Source organism: Micromonospora sp. NBC_01739 (assembly GCF_035920385.1).
Taxonomy (GTDB): Bacteria; Actinomycetota; Actinomycetes; order Mycobacteriales; family Micromonosporaceae; genus Micromonospora.
In genome coordinates this window covers 3,445,714-3,463,074 of the sequence record NZ_CP109151.1, presented here as the reverse complement: position 1 = coordinate 3,463,074, position 17,361 = coordinate 3,445,714, and the positions used below count along the sequence as shown (strand labels likewise).

The 17,361-nt window shown below is 69.1% G+C and carries 18 protein-coding genes; 11 read left to right on the top strand and 7 right to left on the bottom strand.

Features of this window, described 5'->3' with window-relative positions; translation table 11 throughout:
• Positions 1 to 140: 140 nt before the first annotated feature.
• The gene (locus OIE53_RS15390) at positions 141 to 362 is read right to left on the bottom strand and encodes a DUF2631 domain-containing protein (RefSeq protein ID WP_327022239.1); all 222 of its coding nucleotides are present in this window, start codon (positions 360 to 362) and stop codon (positions 141 to 143) included.
• Positions 363 to 631: 269 nt separating this feature from the next.
• Here OIE53_RS15390 and OIE53_RS15385 point away from each other — a divergent pair, with 269 nt between their 5' ends.
• Positions 632 to 2,206, top strand: a complete 1,575-nt coding sequence (locus OIE53_RS15385; RefSeq protein WP_327022238.1) for a Rieske 2Fe-2S domain-containing protein — start codon at positions 632 to 634, stop codon at positions 2,204 to 2,206.
• A gap of 80 nt (positions 2,207 to 2,286) precedes the next feature.
• Here the strand turns inward: OIE53_RS15385 and OIE53_RS15380 are convergent, their stop codons facing one another.
• Both OIE53_RS15380 and OIE53_RS15375 read right to left on the bottom strand, forming a co-directional pair.
• The gene (locus tag OIE53_RS15380) at positions 2,287 to 3,870 is read right to left on the bottom strand and encodes a phytoene desaturase family protein (protein WP_327022237.1); all 1,584 of its coding nucleotides are present in this window, start codon (positions 3,868 to 3,870) and stop codon (positions 2,287 to 2,289) included.
• Between the two features lie 110 nt (positions 3,871 to 3,980).
• Positions 3,981 to 4,817 (bottom strand): YhjD/YihY/BrkB family envelope integrity protein, encoded by an 837-nt coding sequence (locus tag OIE53_RS15375; protein WP_327022236.1) that lies wholly within the window; start codon positions 4,815 to 4,817, stop codon positions 3,981 to 3,983.
• Positions 4,818 to 4,905: 88 nt separating this feature from the next.
• On the opposite strand from OIE53_RS15375, the gene OIE53_RS15370 reads away from it, so the two are divergent.
• The 5 genes from OIE53_RS15370 to OIE53_RS15350 all read left to right on the top strand — a co-directional run bounded on the left by OIE53_RS15370 (position 4,906) and on the right by OIE53_RS15350 (position 11,457).
• Positions 4,906 to 5,448 carry a GNAT family N-acetyltransferase gene (locus OIE53_RS15370; protein WP_327022235.1) on the top strand — a complete coding sequence of 181 codons (543 nt, stop codon included), beginning with the start codon at positions 4,906 to 4,908 and terminating at the stop codon, positions 5,446 to 5,448.
• Between the two features lie 185 nt (positions 5,449 to 5,633).
• Positions 5,634 to 8,129 (top strand): M14 family metallopeptidase, encoded by a 2,496-nt coding sequence (locus OIE53_RS15365; RefSeq protein ID WP_327022234.1) that lies wholly within the window; start codon positions 5,634 to 5,636, stop codon positions 8,127 to 8,129.
• A 293-nt stretch (positions 8,130 to 8,422) separates the two neighbouring features.
• Positions 8,423 to 10,087 carry a hypothetical protein gene (locus tag OIE53_RS15360; protein ID WP_327022233.1) on the top strand — a complete coding sequence of 555 codons (1,665 nt, stop codon included), beginning with the start codon at positions 8,423 to 8,425 and terminating at the stop codon, positions 10,085 to 10,087.
• 78 nt (positions 10,088 to 10,165) lie between these two features.
• A complete protein-coding gene (locus OIE53_RS15355; protein ID WP_327022232.1) occupies positions 10,166 to 10,714 on the top strand; it encodes a GNAT family N-acetyltransferase in 549 nt (182 codons plus the stop codon).
• 59 nt (positions 10,715 to 10,773) lie between these two features.
• A complete protein-coding gene (locus tag OIE53_RS15350) occupies positions 10,774 to 11,457 on the top strand; it encodes an endonuclease V (RefSeq protein ID WP_327022231.1) in 684 nt (227 codons plus the stop codon).
• Positions 11,458 to 11,667: 210 nt separating this feature from the next.
• Here OIE53_RS15350 and OIE53_RS15345 read toward each other — a convergent pair whose 3' ends face one another.
• Positions 11,668 to 11,910: a DivIVA domain-containing protein gene (locus OIE53_RS15345; RefSeq protein WP_327022230.1), complete on the bottom strand. Its 243-nt coding sequence runs from the start codon at positions 11,908 to 11,910 to the stop codon at positions 11,668 to 11,670.
• On the bottom strand, positions 11,907 to 12,161 hold the full coding sequence (locus tag OIE53_RS15340) for a hypothetical protein (RefSeq protein WP_327022229.1): 255 nt from the start codon (positions 12,159 to 12,161) through the stop codon (positions 11,907 to 11,909). Before OIE53_RS15340 ends, OIE53_RS15345 begins: the two co-directional genes overlap by 4 nt.
• 202 nt (positions 12,162 to 12,363) lie before the next feature.
• Here OIE53_RS15340 and OIE53_RS15335 point away from each other — a divergent pair, with 202 nt between their 5' ends.
• Together OIE53_RS15335 and OIE53_RS15330 are read left to right on the top strand one after the other, a co-directional pair.
• Positions 12,364 to 13,245 (top strand): helix-turn-helix domain-containing protein, encoded by an 882-nt coding sequence (locus OIE53_RS15335; RefSeq protein ID WP_327022228.1) that lies wholly within the window; start codon positions 12,364 to 12,366, stop codon positions 13,243 to 13,245.
• A gap of 4 nt (positions 13,246 to 13,249) precedes the next feature.
• Complete coding sequence (locus tag OIE53_RS15330; RefSeq protein ID WP_327027229.1) at positions 13,250 to 13,432, top strand: DUF397 domain-containing protein; 183 nt, start codon at positions 13,250 to 13,252, stop codon at positions 13,430 to 13,432.
• 113 nt (positions 13,433 to 13,545) lie between these two features.
• Here OIE53_RS15330 and OIE53_RS15325 read toward each other — a convergent pair whose 3' ends face one another.
• Together OIE53_RS15325 and OIE53_RS15320 are read right to left on the bottom strand one after the other, a co-directional pair.
• Entirely contained in the window at positions 13,546 to 13,674 is a 129-nt protein-coding gene (locus OIE53_RS15325; RefSeq protein ID WP_327022227.1) for a hypothetical protein, read from the bottom strand.
• Positions 13,675 to 13,676: 2 nt separating this feature from the next.
• Complete coding sequence (locus tag OIE53_RS15320) at positions 13,677 to 13,925, bottom strand: hypothetical protein (RefSeq protein WP_327022226.1); 249 nt, start codon at positions 13,923 to 13,925, stop codon at positions 13,677 to 13,679.
• 208 nt (positions 13,926 to 14,133) lie between these two features.
• Between OIE53_RS15320 and OIE53_RS15315 the strand changes: the two genes are divergently transcribed.
• From OIE53_RS15315 to OIE53_RS15305, 3 genes are all read left to right on the top strand, one after another.
• A complete protein-coding gene (locus OIE53_RS15315; protein ID WP_327022225.1) occupies positions 14,134 to 14,799 on the top strand; it encodes a Uma2 family endonuclease in 666 nt (221 codons plus the stop codon).
• Between the two features lie 98 nt (positions 14,800 to 14,897).
• Entirely contained in the window at positions 14,898 to 16,109 is a 1,212-nt protein-coding gene (dxr, locus tag OIE53_RS15310; RefSeq protein ID WP_327022224.1) for a 1-deoxy-D-xylulose-5-phosphate reductoisomerase, read from the top strand.
• The gene (locus tag OIE53_RS15305) at positions 16,109 to 17,359 is read left to right on the top strand and encodes a M50 family metallopeptidase (protein WP_327022223.1); all 1,251 of its coding nucleotides are present in this window, start codon (positions 16,109 to 16,111) and stop codon (positions 17,357 to 17,359) included. The genes dxr and OIE53_RS15305 overlap by 1 nt, the downstream gene beginning before the upstream one ends.
• The last annotated feature ends 2 nt before the right edge of the window (positions 17,360 to 17,361 follow it).

Here is a 17,361-nt window from a genome sequence, read left to right as displayed (position 1 = left end):
TCGGAGGCGGGCCCAACTCGTGTCTGCATAAGGCGGCCGTACCGGCCTGGGTCACCCGGTCGCCCCACTCCCGCAGCAGCCGACGGCACCCGGCAGCGCCTCGACGGGCGGCGCCGGGTGGTGCCGGCGGGCGGCTGGGGTCAGGAACGCAGGCCGTTGCGGCGCAGTACGGCGTCGCCGGCCACGATGAGCAGCAGGAGGGCGGCCAGGCCGATCAGCCACAGGTCCTCGACCCTGCCCTCGTGGTTGCCGCAGAGCATCGCCAGCAGCGCGAACGCGGTGAGGATCGCGCCGATCCGCCCGGCCTTGCGGTGCCCAGGCTTGTGCTGGTCTGGCGACGTTACCGGCTCGCTTCCTGCCACTGGTCGGTCCTTCCCTCGCGATCGGATCTCCGGTTAGTCTGGCACGCCCGCTGGCGGCCCTGGCGCAGGGTCCGGCCGATAGAGAAAAGATCACCCGGGACGGCCCGGCGTGGCGCACCGAACGGGCCGGTCCGAAAGCGAGCGCACGGGCCGAAGGGCCCGTCTTCGGTGGGTCGGGGGGGACTACCGGTGTCGAGGGACGGGGAGCACGCTACCTCCGGTAGCGTTTCGGCGTACGCCTTGATTTGTCTTCTTGAGGGGGAACTGCGGTGCGAGTGACCGGTACCGGGCACGCGAGCATGCGGATCGACACGGGGGCGGGCAGCATCCTGTGCGACCCGTGGGTCAATCCGGCCTACTTCGCCTCCTGGTTCCCGTTCCCGGACAACTCCCAGCTCGACTGGGAGACCCTCGGCGACGTCGACTACCTGTACGTCTCCCACCTGCACCGGGACCACTTCGACGCGGCCCACCTCAAGCGGTACGTGTCGAAGAAGGCGACCGTGCTGCTGCCGGAGTTCCCCACCTCGGAGATGGAGGACGAGTTCCGCGAGCTGGGCTTCACGAAGTTCCTGAAGACCCGCAACGAAGAGGTCGTCGAGCTGGACGGCGGCCTGAAGATCATGATCCAGGCGCTGACCAGCCCGACCGACGGCCCGATCGGTGACTCGTCGCTGTGGGTGGAGTACGACGGGGTCCGGCTGCTCAACCAGAACGACGCCCGCCCCACCGACCTGAGCACCTTCGCCGAGCTGGGCCACGTGCACGCCCACATGCTCCAGTTCTCCGGGGCGATCTGGTACCCGATGGTCTACGAGCTGCCGCAGTCGGCGAAGACCGCCTTCGGCAAGCAGAAGCGGGACCGGCAGTTCGACCGCACCTGGCGCTACATCGACGACCTGAAGGCCGACCATGTCTTCCCGATCGCCGGCCCGCCCTGCTTCCTCGACGACGAACTGTGGCAGTTCAACGACATCTTCGGCGACGAGGGGAACATCTTCCCCGACCAGTCGGTCTTCCTGACCGAGTACGCCAAGGTCGGCGGCACCAACGGCATCGTGCTGCTGCCGGGCAGCGTCTCCGAGGTCACCACCTCCGGGGCGAGCACGACCCACCCGGTGCCGGTGGAGGAGTTCTTCGCCAACAAGGTGGCCCACCTGGAGGAGATGCGCGAGCGCAAGCGCCCGATCATCGAGGGGGAGAAGGCCTCCTGGCGGCACCCCGAGATCGACGTGCTCAAGGAGCTGAAGCAGCGCATCGAGCCGCTGCTCGACGAGTCGATCTACCTGGCCAAGGGGGTGGGCGGCCCGGTCCGCTTCGACCTGGTCGGCTACGACGGCGAAAGCGTCGAGTCCATCGTGGTGGACTTCCCGGGCAAGCAGGTGCGGCCGTACGCCGACGAGAAGGTGCGCTACCGGTTCCGTACCGAGCGGGCGCTGGTCGAGCACCTGCTGCACATCGGCGAGGTGGACTGGGTCAACTCCCTCTTCCTGTCCTGCCGGTTCTCCGCCGCCCGCATCGGCCAGTACAACGAGTTCGTGTACGCCTTCTTCAAGTGCCTGTCCACCGAGCGCCTCCAGTACGCCGAGGGCTGGTACGACGAGCACGAGCGGGCAGTCGACGCCGAGGACATCACCCTGGGCGACTGGGTGGTGCAGCGCCGCTGCCCGCACCTGAAGGCGGACCTGAGCCGGTTCGGCATCGTCGACGGCGACCAGTTGACCTGCCAGCTGCACGGCTGGCGCTTCGACCTGCCCAGCGGCCGGTGCCTGACCAGTGTCGGCCACAAGGTCCGGGCCCACCGGGTAGGCGAGGAGACCGAGGTGGCCCAGCCGACGAGCTGAGCCGCCTGCCTGAGGTGTTAAGAAGGGGCCCCTTTACTACGCGAGACGTTAATAAGGTGCCCTTCCTTGCACCCGGCCGTTCAGCGGCCGAGGTCGGCGAGGATGCGGCGGGCGGCGTTGTGTCCGGCGGCGCCGATCACGCTGCCCGCCGGGTGACAACCGGCGCTGCCCGCGTACAGGCCGTCGACCCCGGTGGCGTACGGCATCCGGTCGGTGAATGAGACCGTGTTGTCGACATGGTGGATGTGTCCGCCGGTGATACCGAAATGTTCCTCGATGCCGGGCGGGGGCAGCGGCACCGCATCGGCGATCAGGTCACCGGTGCCGGGGGCGTACCGCTCGCAGATGCTCACCAGTTGGTCGACGTACCCGGGCAGCGCCGCCTCCCAGGTGGTGCCGGTCAACTCGTACGGCACCGACTGGACGAACAGGGCCGAGGAGTGGTGCCCGGCTGGGTCGGCCAGCGAGGGGTCGACCGTGGTGTGCAGGTACCACTCGATGGTCGGCTCCGCCGGCAGCCGTCCGGCCCGCACCTCGGCCCACATCGCCCGCAGCGCTGCCATCGGGGACTCGCCGCCGCCTGCGGTCAGTGACGCCGAGCCGGGCAGCAGGTGGATGGTGGAGCCGAAAGGGCTCGGGGCCTCCGGTGGCAGGCAGGAGAACCGGGGCAGGTCGCGCAGGGCCAGGTTGAGCTTGAGGGTGGTGCCGGTGCGCCGGACCGCCGTCATCCGTTCGGTCAGCTCGGTCGGCAGCGCCCCGTCGGGCACCAGCTCCATCAGCCGGTACGGGTCGCAGGCGCCGAGCACCACCTCGGCGGCGATCTCGCGGCCGTCGGCGAGCACCACCCCGCTGGCGGCACCGCCGTCCAGGGTGATCGCGGTGACCGGGGCGCCGGTGAGGATCCGGGCACCGGCCGCACGGGCCGCCTCGGCGAAGGTGCCCGAGACCGTACCCATGCCGCCCTCGACGATCATCCAGGTGCCGTCGGCATCGGGCAGCCGGCACATGTTGTGCACCAGGAAGTTGTGCCCGGTGCCGGGGTCGTCCGGGCCGGCGTTGAGCCCGGACAGGCCGTCGGTGACCGCGTACATGCTGACCAGCAGTTCGGAGCGGAACTCGAAGCGGGCCAGGTAGTCGGCGACCGAACCACGCACCAGGTCGACGAAGACCTGCTGAAGTTCGGGGCGGACGTAGCGCTGTGCGGTCTCCTCGACGGCGAGCGGCTCGGCCAGCCAGGCCGGCGCGAGATCGGCTCGCAGCGCGGCCAGTTCGGCCTGCAGCGCGTCGTCGGCGGCCACATCGGCCGGGGAGAAGAACTCGGCCAACTGCGCCCGAGTGGCCGCCGCGTCCGTGCCGAACAGCAGGTACGGCGACCCGACCCCACCCGGAGTAGGCAGAAGATAGTGCGGATCCCGCCGCAACACCGGCAGTCGCACGTCAAGCGCCGCCAACAACTCCGGCGGCATCAACCCCAGCAAGTAGGACCCAGTGGAATGCCGCAACCCCGGCACCCGGGGAAACGGGTTCTCCGTACGAGTAGCCCCACCCACCACCCCAGCACCCTCAACCACCACCACATCCAGCCCCGCCCGCGCCAACAAGATCGCGGAAACCAACCCGTTGTGCCCCGCCCCCACCACCACCACATCAACCCGCATCACCATCCCCCCACCCTAACCACCCCACCCCCACCCCTGCCCTGACCTGCGTTGATCATGAGGTTGGCGGCACTTGTGGATCTTCAGAGTGCCGCCAACCTCATGATCAACAGGGCTCAGGGGCGCGCCTCACGGCGGGTGCGCCAGGTGGAGAGGGCGAGGGTGGCGGAGTAGCCGGCCAGGACTATGACGTGGAAGAGGTAGAGCCAGAGGAGGACGGCTACGGCGGCGCCTACCTCGTCCAGGCCACCGAAGGGGAGGCCCAGGTCGAGGGGGAGGGAGGCGAACAGGACGAAGCCGTGCAGGAAGCCGGAGAGGTTCGCCGCGGTGAACGAACCCACCAGCAGGGTGGAGAGCCAGTCCGGGGAGGCGGGACCGACCACCCGGAAGACCCAGAGCAGCACCGGGGTGAGCACCAGCCACACGGCCAGGAAGGAGAGCACCACCCCTAGGGCACCGGCCCAGCCGCCCCGGCGGACCAGGCCGGTGGTGGTCGGCAGGGCCAGCAGGATGGCCAGCAGCAGCGCCGGGGCCGGCGCGAGCAGGGGCAGCAGCAACAGTCGTCCCCGCCAGCCGACCAGGTGTTCGTCCGAGCGGGGGGCGGCGACCGACACGAAGGCCCGGCGCAGCCCTTCGCCGTACAGCGAGGCGGGCAGCACCGCGGCCAGGGCCAGCCACGGGGTCAGGCCCACCCCGGCCTCGACCAGGGCGGCCACCGCGTGCGGGGCACCGATCGCGTCCGGCAGCGCCTCCACGGCGTACCCGGTGAGTCGCCGGACCTGGTCGGCTCCCGCCAGCAGGCTGGTCAGCCAGATGGCCAGCAGGGCCACCGGCACCACGGCGATCGCACCGTAGAAGGTGATCGCGGCGGCGTGCAGTGACAGGTCCCGTCCGCGTACCGGCCGGAAGGCGGCCTGGGTGATCCGCCTCGTCCGTCGCCATGCTGCACCCATCACACCTCTGTTCCCCGTACCGACTGCGGCCACGCTTCCCGGCCCGGCCGGCGATTCTGGGGGTGGGCGCGACGTAGGATCGCCAGCCATGACCGTAGCCAGCACCGACCGGCTGGTCCTGCGAGAGTGGACCGACGCGCCGACCGACCTAGCCCGGATCTACGAGATCTACTCCCGGGAAGACGTGATGCGTTGGCTGGGCGGGGGAGCGGGACGGCTGCTCGAACCGGAACAGGCCGCCGAGCGGCTGGCCACCTGGCGGCAGCGCTTCGCCCCGTACCACGGGCGGTACGGCTTCTGGGCGATCGAGGTACGCGACACCGGCAAGGTGGCGGGCAGCGTACTGCTCAAGCCGTTGCCCGGCGCGGACGGCCATACCCCGACCGAGGACATCGAGGTGGGGTGGCATCTGCACCCCGACTCCTGGGGTTACGGCTACGCCACCGAGGCGGCCCGGGCCGTGCTGGCCCGCGAGTTCGCCACCGGCAACCCCCAGGTGTACGCGGTGGTCATGCCGGGCAACGAGCGATCCATGGCGGTCTGTCGACGACTCGGCATGACCTATGTGGGCCGACGCTCCGACTGGTACGGCGGCACCGAGGTGGAGACCTTCCTCCTGACCGCTGAGTAGGTAACCAGCACCCCTCAGGCTATCGACTTGAGCTGTCGTCGCTGGTAGAACAGCCATTCAACGGCGTTGGCGATCAAGAGTCGCCACCTGCCCCCTCCTCGAAGCGAGGTATCTGCGTGGCTGTACGACGACCATTGATGGCCCTGCTCGCCGCGACGCTCCTGATCGGACCGGCATCCGCCGCCGTGGCAGCACCCCCTGACCCGGGAGAGCGCGGCCCGGCCGCTGCCTCGCCGCGCGGCCAGTCCGACACCGAACTGCCCTTCGGCGTCGGGCCTGGCAAGCGCGGACGCTCCGCCGACGCTCCCGGCCGGAAGCCCAGCCAGCCGGCCGCATCGGCGAAACTGCCCGGCAAACCGCGTAACGATGTCATCGCCGACGTGCCGGTGGAGCTGACCGACGCGTCGATCCCGCTCAACCTCATCCCGTACCACGACATCCCGGCTGCCCTGCGCAACCTGCAGCGCAGCAACCGGATCAACGTGGAGGTGATCGGCCAGTCCGTGCTCGGCCGGGACCTGCACCTGGTGGTGGCCACCGCACCGATGAGCGACGCCCAGTGGAAGACCTGGCAGCAGCTGTCGGACCTGCGGATCAGCGACCCGCACGCGGCCCAGGCCAAGCTGGCCGCCGGTGGGTACGCCAACTGGCGCACCCCGCTGTTCGTCAACAACAACATCCACGGCAACGAGTGGGAAGGCACCGACGCCAGCCTCCAGATCCTGCAGGACCTGGCCTTCTCCTCCGACCCGGCGATCGTGGACATGCTCAACAAGCACGTCTTCGCCTTCGTGGTCACCAACAACCCGGATGGGCGGGTGGCCGCTACCCGGGCCAACGCCAACGGCTTCGACATGAACCGTGACTACATCACGGCCTCGCAGCCGGAGGTCCGCGCGGTGCGGGCCCAGCTGGTCCGCTACAGCCCGTTGACCATGTTGGACATCCACGGGTACGTCAACTGCACCCTGATCGAGCCGACCACCGGTCCGCACGGTGACAACTACGAGTACGACCTGTACATCAAGCACGCCCTGCGCAACGCCCTGTCCATGGAGCGGGCCGTGCTGGCCACCGGGGAGAACCGGGCCAGCTGCACCAACTCCGACGGCACCCGGCGCAACGACATTCCGTTCCGGGACCGCACCCAGGGCTGGGACGACTGGCCGCCGATCTTCACCCCGATGTACGCGATGTACCACGGCGCCATCGGCCACACCATCGAGGTGCCGCTGAACCCCCGGGGCAACCTGACGGTCGCCGAGCGCCACGAGCGCACCCGGATCAACACCGCCGTTGCCGCCGCCACCATCCGGGGCAACTTCGAGTACGCCACCCAGAACCGCGAGGAGCTGCTCGCCAACCAGCTGGAGTGGTTCCGCCGTGGGGTGGACGGTGAGTCGACCCGGCCGATCGACGACCCGCTGGCCATCTCCCTGGCCCGCGGCGACAACATCAAGACCCACCTGCAGGACTTCGCCCGGGCGTACGTCATCCCGGCCGGTAAGGACCAGCGCAGCGCCACTGCGGCGGCCCGGCTGGTGCAGTTCATGCTCGACAACGACCTTGAGGTGCAGCGCGCCAGTCGGCCGTTCAAGCTGGGCCGTACGCACTACGAGGCCGGCACCTACGTCGTCGACATGCGTCAGGCCAAGCGGGGACTGGCCAGCACCCTGCTCGGGGTCGGGCGGGACGTGACCAACGACTTCAACGCGATGTACGACATCTCGGCCTGGAGTCACGGTCACCTGTGGGGCGCCACCGTGCAGCAGGTGGACGGCAACATCAAGCTGGACGACAAGGCGCTGCGTCCGGTGACCGAGGCCCACGCCACCGGTTCCGTGCCGCCGGGCAAGCAGTCCCACTACGGGCTGGTCGTCGACTCCGTGGCCGGCATCCAGGCCGTCAACAAGCTGCTCAACGACGGGGTACGGCTGTCCCGGACCGCCGACGGCACCTTCGTGGTGCCCGGTGACCTGTCCGTGGTCCGTCAGGTCGCCGAGGCGTACGGGGTGGAGTTCATCCGGATGACCCCGCCGCAGGTCCGCAACACCACCGGAGTGTCGAAGACCCGCCTGGGTGTCGCGGCCAACGGTGGTGAGATCTTCGCCCTGCAGCAGATGGGCTTCGAGCCGATCTCGGTGACCCACACCGCCTTCAACAACGGCACCCTGTCCTTCGCCGACTTCGACGCCTTCTTCGTCTCGACGACGTCGTTCAACCCGCTGAGCCTCAACGCCACCCAGGCCGCCGCCTTCAACCAGTGGCTGGCGAACGGCGGCACCATCGTCGGGCGCGGGTCCAGCGGCAAGCAGTTCAACGACCGCGCCGGTCTGCTCGACGTGACCATCGCGGCGGGACGCAGCGACGCCAACGGCATCGTGAAGGTGGTCAACGACCCGGCTTCGCCGATCACGGGTAACGCGCTGCCGACCGCCTTCGTCGACGCGCCGCAGTACTTCACCCGCGTCGGTGACGGCGTACGTGTCGACCAGCGCCTGGCTGCGGAGGGCTTCTTCCTCGCCGGGCACTGGGGTGGCCAGGAGGCCGCCGCCGGTCACGCGGTAGTGGTCAGTGGCGTGGCGAAGGGGGCGAACGTGACCCTGTTCGGCACGGAGCCGCTGTTCCGGGCCCACCCCGAGGGCCTCTACCCGCAGGTCGCCGCCGCCCTCTGGCAGTAAGCGATCATCCTGGGCAGTTCCCGCCGGCCTCCCGTGTCGGCGGGAACTGCCAGAGTAAATCTTGGACAGTTCCCGTTAGTCGCTAACGAGAACTGTCCAAGATTCGTTTAGAGCTGTCGGCGGGAGAGCAGGGTCCGCGCCACCCCAGCCCGGTTGATCGTGGGCGGCATGATCGATGGTGGCCCCGCCCCCGACCTTGGAAATGCCAGTTCGCGGCGAAGGCGAGACGGCTCCGTTACCTGCTGAGTCGACTGTGGAGGACGGCAGCTCACTGGACCACGGGGGAGTGGAACATGGCGGGGTTCCGGCGGGAGGGCACGACTGATGCAGCCTGGGCGGAGAACTTCCTGCGCTGGTTGATCCATCCGGTGACGGTGGCGGCCACCGCCTTGCTGATCGTCAACGACCATCTGCTGAAGGCGGTCTTTCCGGGCTGGTTGACCGGCAAGCTCAGTGATGTGGCCGGGATGGTGATGACGCCACCCCTGCTGGCCCTGGTGCTGGTCGGTGCCGTTCGACTGTGGGGGTGGTGCAGACCTGCCCTCCGGCGTACGACCGGGGAATCGGGTCTGCTGGGCGAGGTGCTCGCCGTCGGCGCGATCCTGCTGGTGGGGGTGGGGTTCACGGTGGTGAAGGCCACCGCGACGGGGGCTGCGGTGGCCTCGGCGTGGTGGAGCGTGGTCAACGGCCCGTCCGTGATCCGGGCTGATCTGACGGATCTGCTGGCTCTGCCGGCGCTGGGGCTCGCCTGGTGGACGTGGCGGTCCGCGGCGGCCCGGCCGACCCTTGCCGGTTGGCTGCGGATGGTCGCGGTGCTCGTGGTGTTGCCGATCGCCGGGCTGGGCGTCGCGGGCACCTCCGCCCCGCAGCACGACGACGCGATCGCCCTGTACGAGTGGCGCGGTGGGGTGGTCGGCGGGAACGGTAACGCCTACCACGGTGACCGGGAGCCCGACTGGTGGGACATCAGCCCGGATGACGGACTGACCTTCACGGCCCTCAAAGGTGACGATCTCGAACTGTTCCGTAGGCAGGCCCCGCCCGCAGCCTCCGGGCTGGACTGCTCGGCACGAGAGCCCACGCACTGCTTCCGGGTCGTACCGGGTCGGTTGGCGGTGCAGGATAGCCGGGACGGTGGGGCGACCTGGCGGCTGGCCTGGCAGGTCGACGAGGACGCGCGGGCGCGACTCGGCCTGCGGATGCGCGGCTTGAAGAACCCCGATGAGTACCTGTCGTCCCGTGCCCTGCTGGTGCGGGACCAGGCCGACGACGGGGTGGTGGTGCTGGTGGCGAACGGCCGGGACGGCTACGCCCGCCGCGACTCCGCCGGCCGCTGGGAACGGATCGGCTTCGGCACCACTGTCGGTGACACCTACCGGATCGAAGCCTCCGCGACGGCGATCCCGAGCGTCACCGAGGCGACCGCGATCGCCGGTCGGCGGGTGGCCCTTCCCGTGTCGGCAGCCGTGGGCAGCTTCGTGGCTCTGGTCGGCTGCGCCGCCCTGCTGGTGCGACGCGCCGGCCGACAGCGGGCCGCGCTGGTCGTCGTCGCCGGCCTGATGAGCCTGACGGGACTTGTCATGTTCGTGGAGTACGCGCTGACCGGAACGAACTCGGGTGATCCCCTGGGAACGGTCTTCACCCTGGGCGCAGCTTCCGGTTTGTCGGTGCTGCCGGCCGCTGCCCTGGTGTACGCCGTCGCCGTCGGCAGGATGGCGCCGGGCCTGGCCAGGCGGTCCTGCCTGGCGGGTCTGCTCGCCGGTGGACTGATCTGGCTGCCGTACCTGCTGCGGCTGCTGACGAACTGGCCGCAGCAGCAGGTGCTCACCGAACTCGTGGTGCTCCTGGCGGCGGGTATGGCGTTGCTCAGCATTCCGGTGGGGATTCGCCACAGCGCCCGTTTCCTCGACCAGCCGGTGCCTGCGACAGACGGCGGAGCGGAGCAGGGCGGGGGCTAGTCGTACCAGTGGTGGCCGCTCTGCACTGGCCAGGAAATGGTGTTGCGGCCAGGTCGGCGGTAATTACGATCATGGTTCATGACGATCGTGACCACCGAGCGGCTACTCGTGCGGGACTGGACCGATGGGCCGGCGGATCTGGCCCGGCTGTTCGAGATCTACTCCCGGCCGGAGATCGCTCAGTGGCTCGGTGCCGCATCGAGGTTCCCGTTGACGGACCCGACACAGGCGGCGGAGTTGTTGGCGAGGTGGCAACGGCGACACGCGGCGTACGGCGACCGGTACGGCCTCTGGGCGATCGAGGTGCGGGAGACCGGCGTGCTGGTCGGCACGGTGATGATCAAGCTGTTGCCGGGGCGCGACGAGCAGGTGCTCACCGATGACATCGAGGTGGGCTGGCACCTGCACCCGCAGGCCTGGGGCAACGGGTACGCCACCGAAGCCGCTCGCGCCTGCCTGGACCGGGAATTCGCCACCGGGACACCGCTGATCCACGCGGTGGTCGCCCCGGGCAACACCGCCTCGGTGGCGGTGGCCCGTCGGCTCGGCATGACACCCGTCGGTCGCCGCAGCGACTGGTACGGCGGCGCGGAGTTGGAGACCTTCGTCCTGGCCCGCCCGGCGTGACCCGACCACCCGACCCCGGTGAGCCGTTCGCGGCCCCTGTGTCGATGGCTCCTGTGTCGATGGCTTCTGGCTCGGTGGCTCCTGGCTCGGTGGCTGCGGCCGAGGGCATCCAGGAGCAGTTGCGGCAGCGTCTCGACCTGCACGAACACCTGACCACCGCGCCACGACTCGTGGCTGGCATCGACGTCTCGTACGACAAATCGTCGCCGCGTGTCACGGCCGCCGCGGTGGTCTTCGACCTGGCCACCGGCGTCGAGGTGGAGTCGGCCGTCGTGCCCGGCGAGGTGACCTTTCCGTACGTCCCCGGGCTGCTGGCGTTTCGCGAGGTGCCGATCCTGCTGACGGCGCTCGACCGGCTCGCTACCCCTCCCGACCTGGTGGTGTGCGACGGGTACGGCATCGCCCATCCTCGACGCTTCGGCCTGGCCTGTCACCTGGGTGTGGTCACCGGGCTGCCGACCTTCGGGGTGGCGAAGACCCCCTTCGTCGCCGGGTACGACGAGCCGGGCAGGAGCCGGGGCGACTGGTCGCCGCTGCGGGCCGACGGCGAGGTGCTGGGCCGGGTGCTGCGTACCCAGACCGGGGTCAAGCCGGTGTTCGTGTCGGTGGGCCACCGCACCACCCTCGACCAGGCGACCACCCTGACCCTCGACCTGAGCCCGCGCTACCGCCTTCCGGAGGTCATCCGCCGAGCCGACTTCCTCTCCCGCGAAGCCCTCCGCAGGGTCCGTCGTGGTCGTTAGGGCGGTGGCAGCGGCCAGGCTCGTCGAGTGGGGCGTCGCACCAGATTCGGGTACGCAGGCTTTGGTGGTCTTCTTCGCTGAGGGTGGTTTCGCCGAAGTCGATGACCGTCAGGTGGCCGAGTGAGTCGCGCAGCGCGACGGCTAGGGCGGTGGCCTGGTCGAGGCTGGTCAGGGTGGTGGGCAGGTGGATGATCCAGCGGGCTGCACTCATCACGACTCCCGGCGGTGGTGGCGGTGGGCGGCCTGGCGGGACTGCCACTGTCGTAGTGCCTGCCGGATGCGTTCGGCTTCGGTGTTGGCGGTGGTCAGTTCGCGGTGCAGACGTTCCATCTCCTCGGCGAGCCGGTCGAGGTAGGCGTACACCTGGGTGGGGTCGAGGCCGCGTAGCCGGGTGTCGAAACTGGCGGCGCGGACGTGCTGGGGGAGTGGGCGCTCCCCGGACAGGTAGATCATGGGCGGGCGGCTTCCTGCTCGGCGAGCATCGTGGTGATCTGCTGGTCGGTGAGGCCGCGTTGGGTGAGGACGCGGCGGCCCCAGCGGTGCAGTCGGCAGGGATGTGGTGCCCGGTCGTTGCGGCAGCGCGGGCCGTCGGGCCATTCTTGTGCGGCGTGCACGGTGATCGCGCGGAGCGCAAAGGTCACGTCTTCGGCGGTGATGTAGGGCGGTAGCGGAATGTCGCCGAGGACATCATCGAGCGATTCCATGATCCTCCCTTTCGTGATTACGGCACCGGGGCGGGCGCCGGGATGAGGATTCGGGGAAGGGCGCCCGCCCCGGTGTGACCTGCCAGGGGGATCGGCTGGTCATCCACGATGCTCATTTCACTCGTGGTCTTCCGCAATGTTTTGCGGAAGAATGCGGACCAAGGGATGAGGAGCCTTACGCGACAACAGCAGAGGAGATGACGTGGACGACTCGGGCAGCACCGTCCCGCGTAGGCAACTCGGCAGATATTTGAGAGAACTTCGCGAAAACGCGCATGTAACGGTGGTCGCGGCCGCGAAGGAACTGGAATGGTCGACGCCGCGAATTTGGCGGTACGAAACCGGCCAGGTCCCCATGCACCCGAACGACGTGGAGGCGATGTGCCGGGTGTATCGCGCGACCCCGGAGACCATCCAGACCATGCGTGCCCTGGCCCGGGAAACCAAGGCACACGGCTGGTGGCACAGCTACGGGGAGGTAATCAAGGACTGGTTCAAGCTCTATGTCGGCCTGGAGGCCGCCGCGACCAGAATCCGGAAGTACGAGGGCAACCTGATTCCCGGCCTGTTGCAGACGGTCGAGTACATGGCCGAGGTCATCGCGACGGACCATCCGGACCTGTCCCCGGCGGAGCAGCAGGCCAGGGTGGATGTCCGGCTGCGCCGACAGCGGTTGTTGGCTCGGGCGGTGCCCCGGGCGCCCTACTACGACGTGATTCTCAGCGAGGCGGTGCTGCGTCGGCCGCTGCGTGACCTGTCAGCCATGGCCCGGCAACTCGACGCGCTGATGGTGGCGGGTCGACAGCACAACATCAAGATCCGGGTGCTCCCGTTGGCCGCCGGGCTGTTCCGCTGGGTTGAGACAGGCACCTTCACCATGCTCGACTTCCCGACCGACGTGCGGGAGCCGGAGCCGACCACGATCTACATGGACGGTCCGTGCGGCGCGGTTTACCTTGACAAGCCGCACGAGATCCAGACCTACGAGGATGCTTGGCGTTCGCTCGGCCAGCGGGCGCTCGATGTCGATGACTCCCGTGAGCTGATCACGGCGATCGCGAAGGAGATGACCCATGAAGCGTGACGGGATGTGGCGCACGTCGTCCCGGTCCGGCGGCAACGGTGAATGCGTGGAGGTGGCGGGGTTCGCTGATGCCGTCGGCGTACGCGACAGCAAGGATCGGCAGGGCGCGGAGCTGAGCTTCGGCCCCGAGAGCTGGACCCGGTTCGTCGCCGCCGCCCGCGAGGGCCGATTCGGCGTGCGCGGCTGAGCCCGACGTGACCGAGAGCTGTGGGTGCGTTTCTTGCTGCCCCAACGACAAGAAACGTACCCACAGTCGGCGGCTGACCTGCCGACCGGCTCGGCACCAGGCGTCTGGCCTGGTCAGGCGACCGGAAGACCGAGCTGTTGCGCAACCGCCCTGCCGTCGCGTCCGGTGAACGGATCGTAGGGGTGCTGCCAACGGCCGACGAACTTGATCAGGGCCGCCCGGATCTCCTCACCACTGCGCATGGTCAAAAGAGCTTAGGCGAATCCGCAGAGAAGTAGGCACCCTGAAACAGGTCCTTGCGAGCAATCTCCAGATTCCGGGCCGCCGTATCCAACATCCGAGCCAGATCATCGCAGCCAACCGTCATGGAGACGGTGCGCTTCGCCCGCTCAGTCCGTTTGATGGCCTGCTCGATGTTGAGTAGCGCCTCGGAGACCTCGCGGAGCCCCGCCTCCCGGGCAGCCTGTTCAGGAGTGTGGTCAAGATCAGACATGTGTGGTCCTTTCGGCGGCCGGGCAGACCCAGCGTACGGCCTGGTCGGGCCGCTCCGCGATCGCAGCCCGCCGAGGTGCGGGGTGCCACAGGCTTGGTCGACATCACTCTGCCCGGCTGCGTCGGACAGGTTGTGCGATGGCGTGCGCTGCGGGCTGTGCTGGCTAGGCTGAGTTGAGCAAGATGTTCCGCTGAGGGGGTGAGCCCGGATGGCCCAGGCCGCGTACGCGCCCGAACCCGCGCCGGACGCCGATGACCGGCCCGCCGGGCCGTCGTTCGACGTGCTGCGGTGGCACGACGAGCCGTGGACCGCTCAGCTCGCCCTCGACCTGTTGCCGGAGACCAACGGCCCCAAGGTTGAGGTCCTGAGCGGAAGCGTGATCGTGACACCCCACGCCGGATATGACCACCAGGATGCCGAGCTTGATCTCGCGTACCTGTTGAAGCAGGCTGCCCGGAAGGCCAAGCTGTGGCTCTACGCGGAGGCGAACGTCGTCTCCGGGCAGGATCTGTTCATCCCCGACCTCGTCGTGCTGCGCGTTCCCGGAGGGGGGCGCACGACCATGGACATCAGGCATGCCGTTCTGCTCGGTGAGGTCGTGTCGCCCGGCAATCGGCGTAAGGACATCATCGATCGTCCCCGCGAGTACGGTACGGCCGGCGTACCCTTCTTCCTCCGGGTCGACCTGCGTAACCGAGTCCCCACCATCGCACTGTTCGAGCTGATCGACGGCGAGTACCGACCGGTGGCCGCCGCTGCGGCCGGAAATACCTTCGTGATGCGGGAGCCGTTCGAGTTCTCGATCGATCCGGCTGACCTGCTCGGCGAGGAAGCTCCGTTGGAAGAGGAGAACCCTCCGAGCGAGGAGAGCTGACGGTAGCTCCTCCGGTTAACAAGGGGCCCTTCCTCTACCGCAGGCGTTAATAAGGTGCCCTTCCTTCTCGCCCAGCGGGCGTGGGGAAGAATGGCGGCGTGAGTTCCCCCCGTGATCTTGTGCTGTTGGGTTGTACCGGGTCGATCGGTACCCAGGCCATCGACATCGTGCGGCGCAACCCGGACCGGTTCCGGGTGGTGGCGCTGGGTGCCGGTGGCGGCAATGTAGGGCTGCTCGCCGCCCAGGCCCTGGAACTCGGCGTCGAGGCGGTCGGGGTGGCCAAGGCCTCTGCCGCGCAGGATCTTCAGTTGGCCTTCTACGCCGAGGCGAGCCGGCGGGGCTGGGCCTCCGGGGAGTTCAAGCTGCCCAAGATCGTGGCCGGGCCGGACGCGATGACCGAGTTGGCGCAGTGGCCGTGTGACGTCGTACTCAACGGGGTGGTGGGGTCCCTCGGGCTCGCGCCGACCCTGGCCGCGCTGCGCGCCGGGCGTACCCTCGCGTTGGCCAACAAGGAGTCCCTGGTGGCCGGCGGCTCGCTGGTCAAGGCCGCGGTGACCCGGCCGGAGCAGATCGTCCCGGTGGACTCGGAGCACTCGGCGCTGGCGCAGTGCCTGCGCGGCGGCACCCGGGGTGAGGTACGCCGGCTGATCGTCACCGCCAGTGGTGGGCCGTTCCGGGGTAGGCGGCGCGACGAGTTGACAGCCGTCACGCCCGAGCAGGCCCTGGCGCACCCGACCTGGAACATGGGGCCGGTGGTCACGATCAACTCGGCGACCATGGTCAACAAGGCGTTGGAGGTGATCGAGGCGCACGAGCTGTTCGACGTGCCGTACGCCGACATCACCGTGATGGTGCACCCCCAGTCGGTGATCCACTCGATGGTGGAGTTCGTCGACGGGTCCACGATCGCCCAGGCCAGCCCGCCGGACATGCGGCTGCCGATCGCCCTGGGACTCGGCTGGCCGGACCGGGTGCCGGACGCCGCCGGAGCCGTGGACTGGAGCAAGAGTCACACCTGGGAGTTCGCGCCGCTGGACGACACCGCGTTCCCGGCGGTGGCGCTGGCCAAGGCGGCCGGCGAGGCGGGGCGCTGCCGGCCGGCGATCTACAACGCGGCCAACGAGGAGTGCGTCGCGGCGTTCGTCGCCGGGCGACTGCCCTTCCTCGGCATCGTCGACACGTTACAGCGGGTGTTGGAGGGGGCTCCCGATTTCGGTGAACCGGGTACCGTCGAGGACGTACTCGAAGCCGAGTCGTGGGCCCGCGCGCACGCGCAGGAGATCATCGCTGCTGCGGTGGAAGGAGCTTGATGTCGTTCGCGTTCGGGGTGGCGCTGTTCGCCCTCGGCATCCTGGTTTCGGTCAGCCTGCACGAGGCCGGCCACATGCTCACCGCCAAGGCCTTCGGAATGAAGGTCACCCGCTACTTCGTCGGCTTCGGCCCGACCATCTTCTCCTTCAAGCGGGGCGAGACCGAGTACGGCCTCAAGGGCATCCCCCTCGGTGGCTTCTGCAAGATCGTCGGGATGACCCCGCAGGACGACGACGTCGAACCCGGCGACGAGAAGCGGGCCATGTGGCGCTACCCGGTGTGGAAGCGGACCATCGTGATGTCCGCCGGGTCGATCACCCACTTCGGGCTGGCGATCTTCGCGGCCTGGCTGGCGGCGATGACCTTCGGCCTGCCCAACCCGGACTTCCCACGGGACGAGCAGCAGATCCGGGCCGAGCCCGCGGTGATCGCCATCCAGGACTGCGTCCTGCCGGACACCACCTACCGGGAGTGCGCCGCGGGCGACGCGGCCAGCCCCGCCGGGGCGGCCGGGCTGCAGAACGGCGACCGGATCACCTCGATCAACGGCACCCCGATCAACAACTACGGCGAGCTGCTGACCACCCTGCGGGCCACCACCCCGGGCAGCACCGCCACCATCGGGTACGAGCGTGACGGCCAGCCCGCCACCACGGAGACCACCCTGGCGACCACCAAGCGTCCGCCGATCGACAACCCGGAGGGTCCGGTCACCGAGGTCTCCGCGCTCGGTGTCGGCCTGGTCCTCTCCACCCCCGGCCTGGTCTCCTACGGTCCGGTGGAGGCCGTCGGCGCCACCAGCACCTTCATCGGCGACATGGCGGTGGCCACCGCCCAGGCCCTGCAGCGCCTGCCGGAGAAGGTCCCCGCCCTGTGGACCGCCATCACCGGTGGGGAACGTGACATCGACACCCCGATCAGCGTGGTCGGCGCCAGCGTGCTCGGCGGCGAGGCCGTCGCCAACAACGCCTGGGAAATCTTCATCATGCTGTTCATCTCGCTGAACTTCTTCATCGGGGTGTTCAACCTGCTGCCGCTGCTGCCCCTGGACGGCGGCCACATCGCCATCGCCTGGTTCGAACGGGCCCGCTCCTGGGTGTACGCGCGGCTGCGCCGCCCCGACCCGGGCCGTGTCGACTACTTCAAGCTGATGCCCTTCACGTACGTGGTGATCCTGATCGGTGGGGTGTTCACCCTGCTCACGATCACCGCGGACGTCGTCAACCCGATCACCCTCTTCCCAAGGTGAGT

Coding starts and splice junctions, on each gene's coding strand:
- OIE53_RS15360 (WP_327022233.1), top strand. CDS start 8,423: ATGGCGGGGTTCCGGCGGGAGGGCACGACTGATGCAGCCTGGGCGGAG.
- OIE53_RS15355 (WP_327022232.1), top strand. CDS start 10,166: ATGACGATCGTGACCACCGAGCGGCTACTCGTGCGGGACTGGACCGAT.
- OIE53_RS15375 (WP_327022236.1), bottom strand. CDS start 4,817: ATGGGTGCAGCATGGCGACGGACGAGGCGGATCACCCAGGCCGCCTTC.
- OIE53_RS15380 (WP_327022237.1), bottom strand. CDS start 3,870: ATGGTGATGCGGGTTGATGTGGTGGTGGTGGGGGCGGGGCACAACGGG.
- OIE53_RS15370 (WP_327022235.1), top strand. CDS start 4,906: ATGACCGTAGCCAGCACCGACCGGCTGGTCCTGCGAGAGTGGACCGAC.
- OIE53_RS15325 (WP_327022227.1), bottom strand. CDS start 13,674: ATGCGCAGTGGTGAGGAGATCCGGGCGGCCCTGATCAAGTTCGTCGGC.
- OIE53_RS15340 (WP_327022229.1), bottom strand. CDS start 12,161: ATGGAATCGCTCGATGATGTCCTCGGCGACATTCCGCTACCGCCCTAC.
- OIE53_RS15305 (WP_327022223.1), top strand. CDS start 16,109: ATGTCGTTCGCGTTCGGGGTGGCGCTGTTCGCCCTCGGCATCCTGGTT.
- OIE53_RS15320 (WP_327022226.1), bottom strand. CDS start 13,925: ATGTCTGATCTTGACCACACTCCTGAACAGGCTGCCCGGGAGGCGGGG.
- OIE53_RS15330 (WP_327027229.1), top strand. CDS start 13,250: ATGTGGCGCACGTCGTCCCGGTCCGGCGGCAACGGTGAATGCGTGGAG.
- OIE53_RS15350 (WP_327022231.1), top strand. CDS start 10,774: ATGGCTTCTGGCTCGGTGGCTCCTGGCTCGGTGGCTGCGGCCGAGGGC.
- OIE53_RS15345 (WP_327022230.1), bottom strand. CDS start 11,910: ATGATCTACCTGTCCGGGGAGCGCCCACTCCCCCAGCACGTCCGCGCC.
- OIE53_RS15315 (WP_327022225.1), top strand. CDS start 14,134: ATGGCCCAGGCCGCGTACGCGCCCGAACCCGCGCCGGACGCCGATGAC.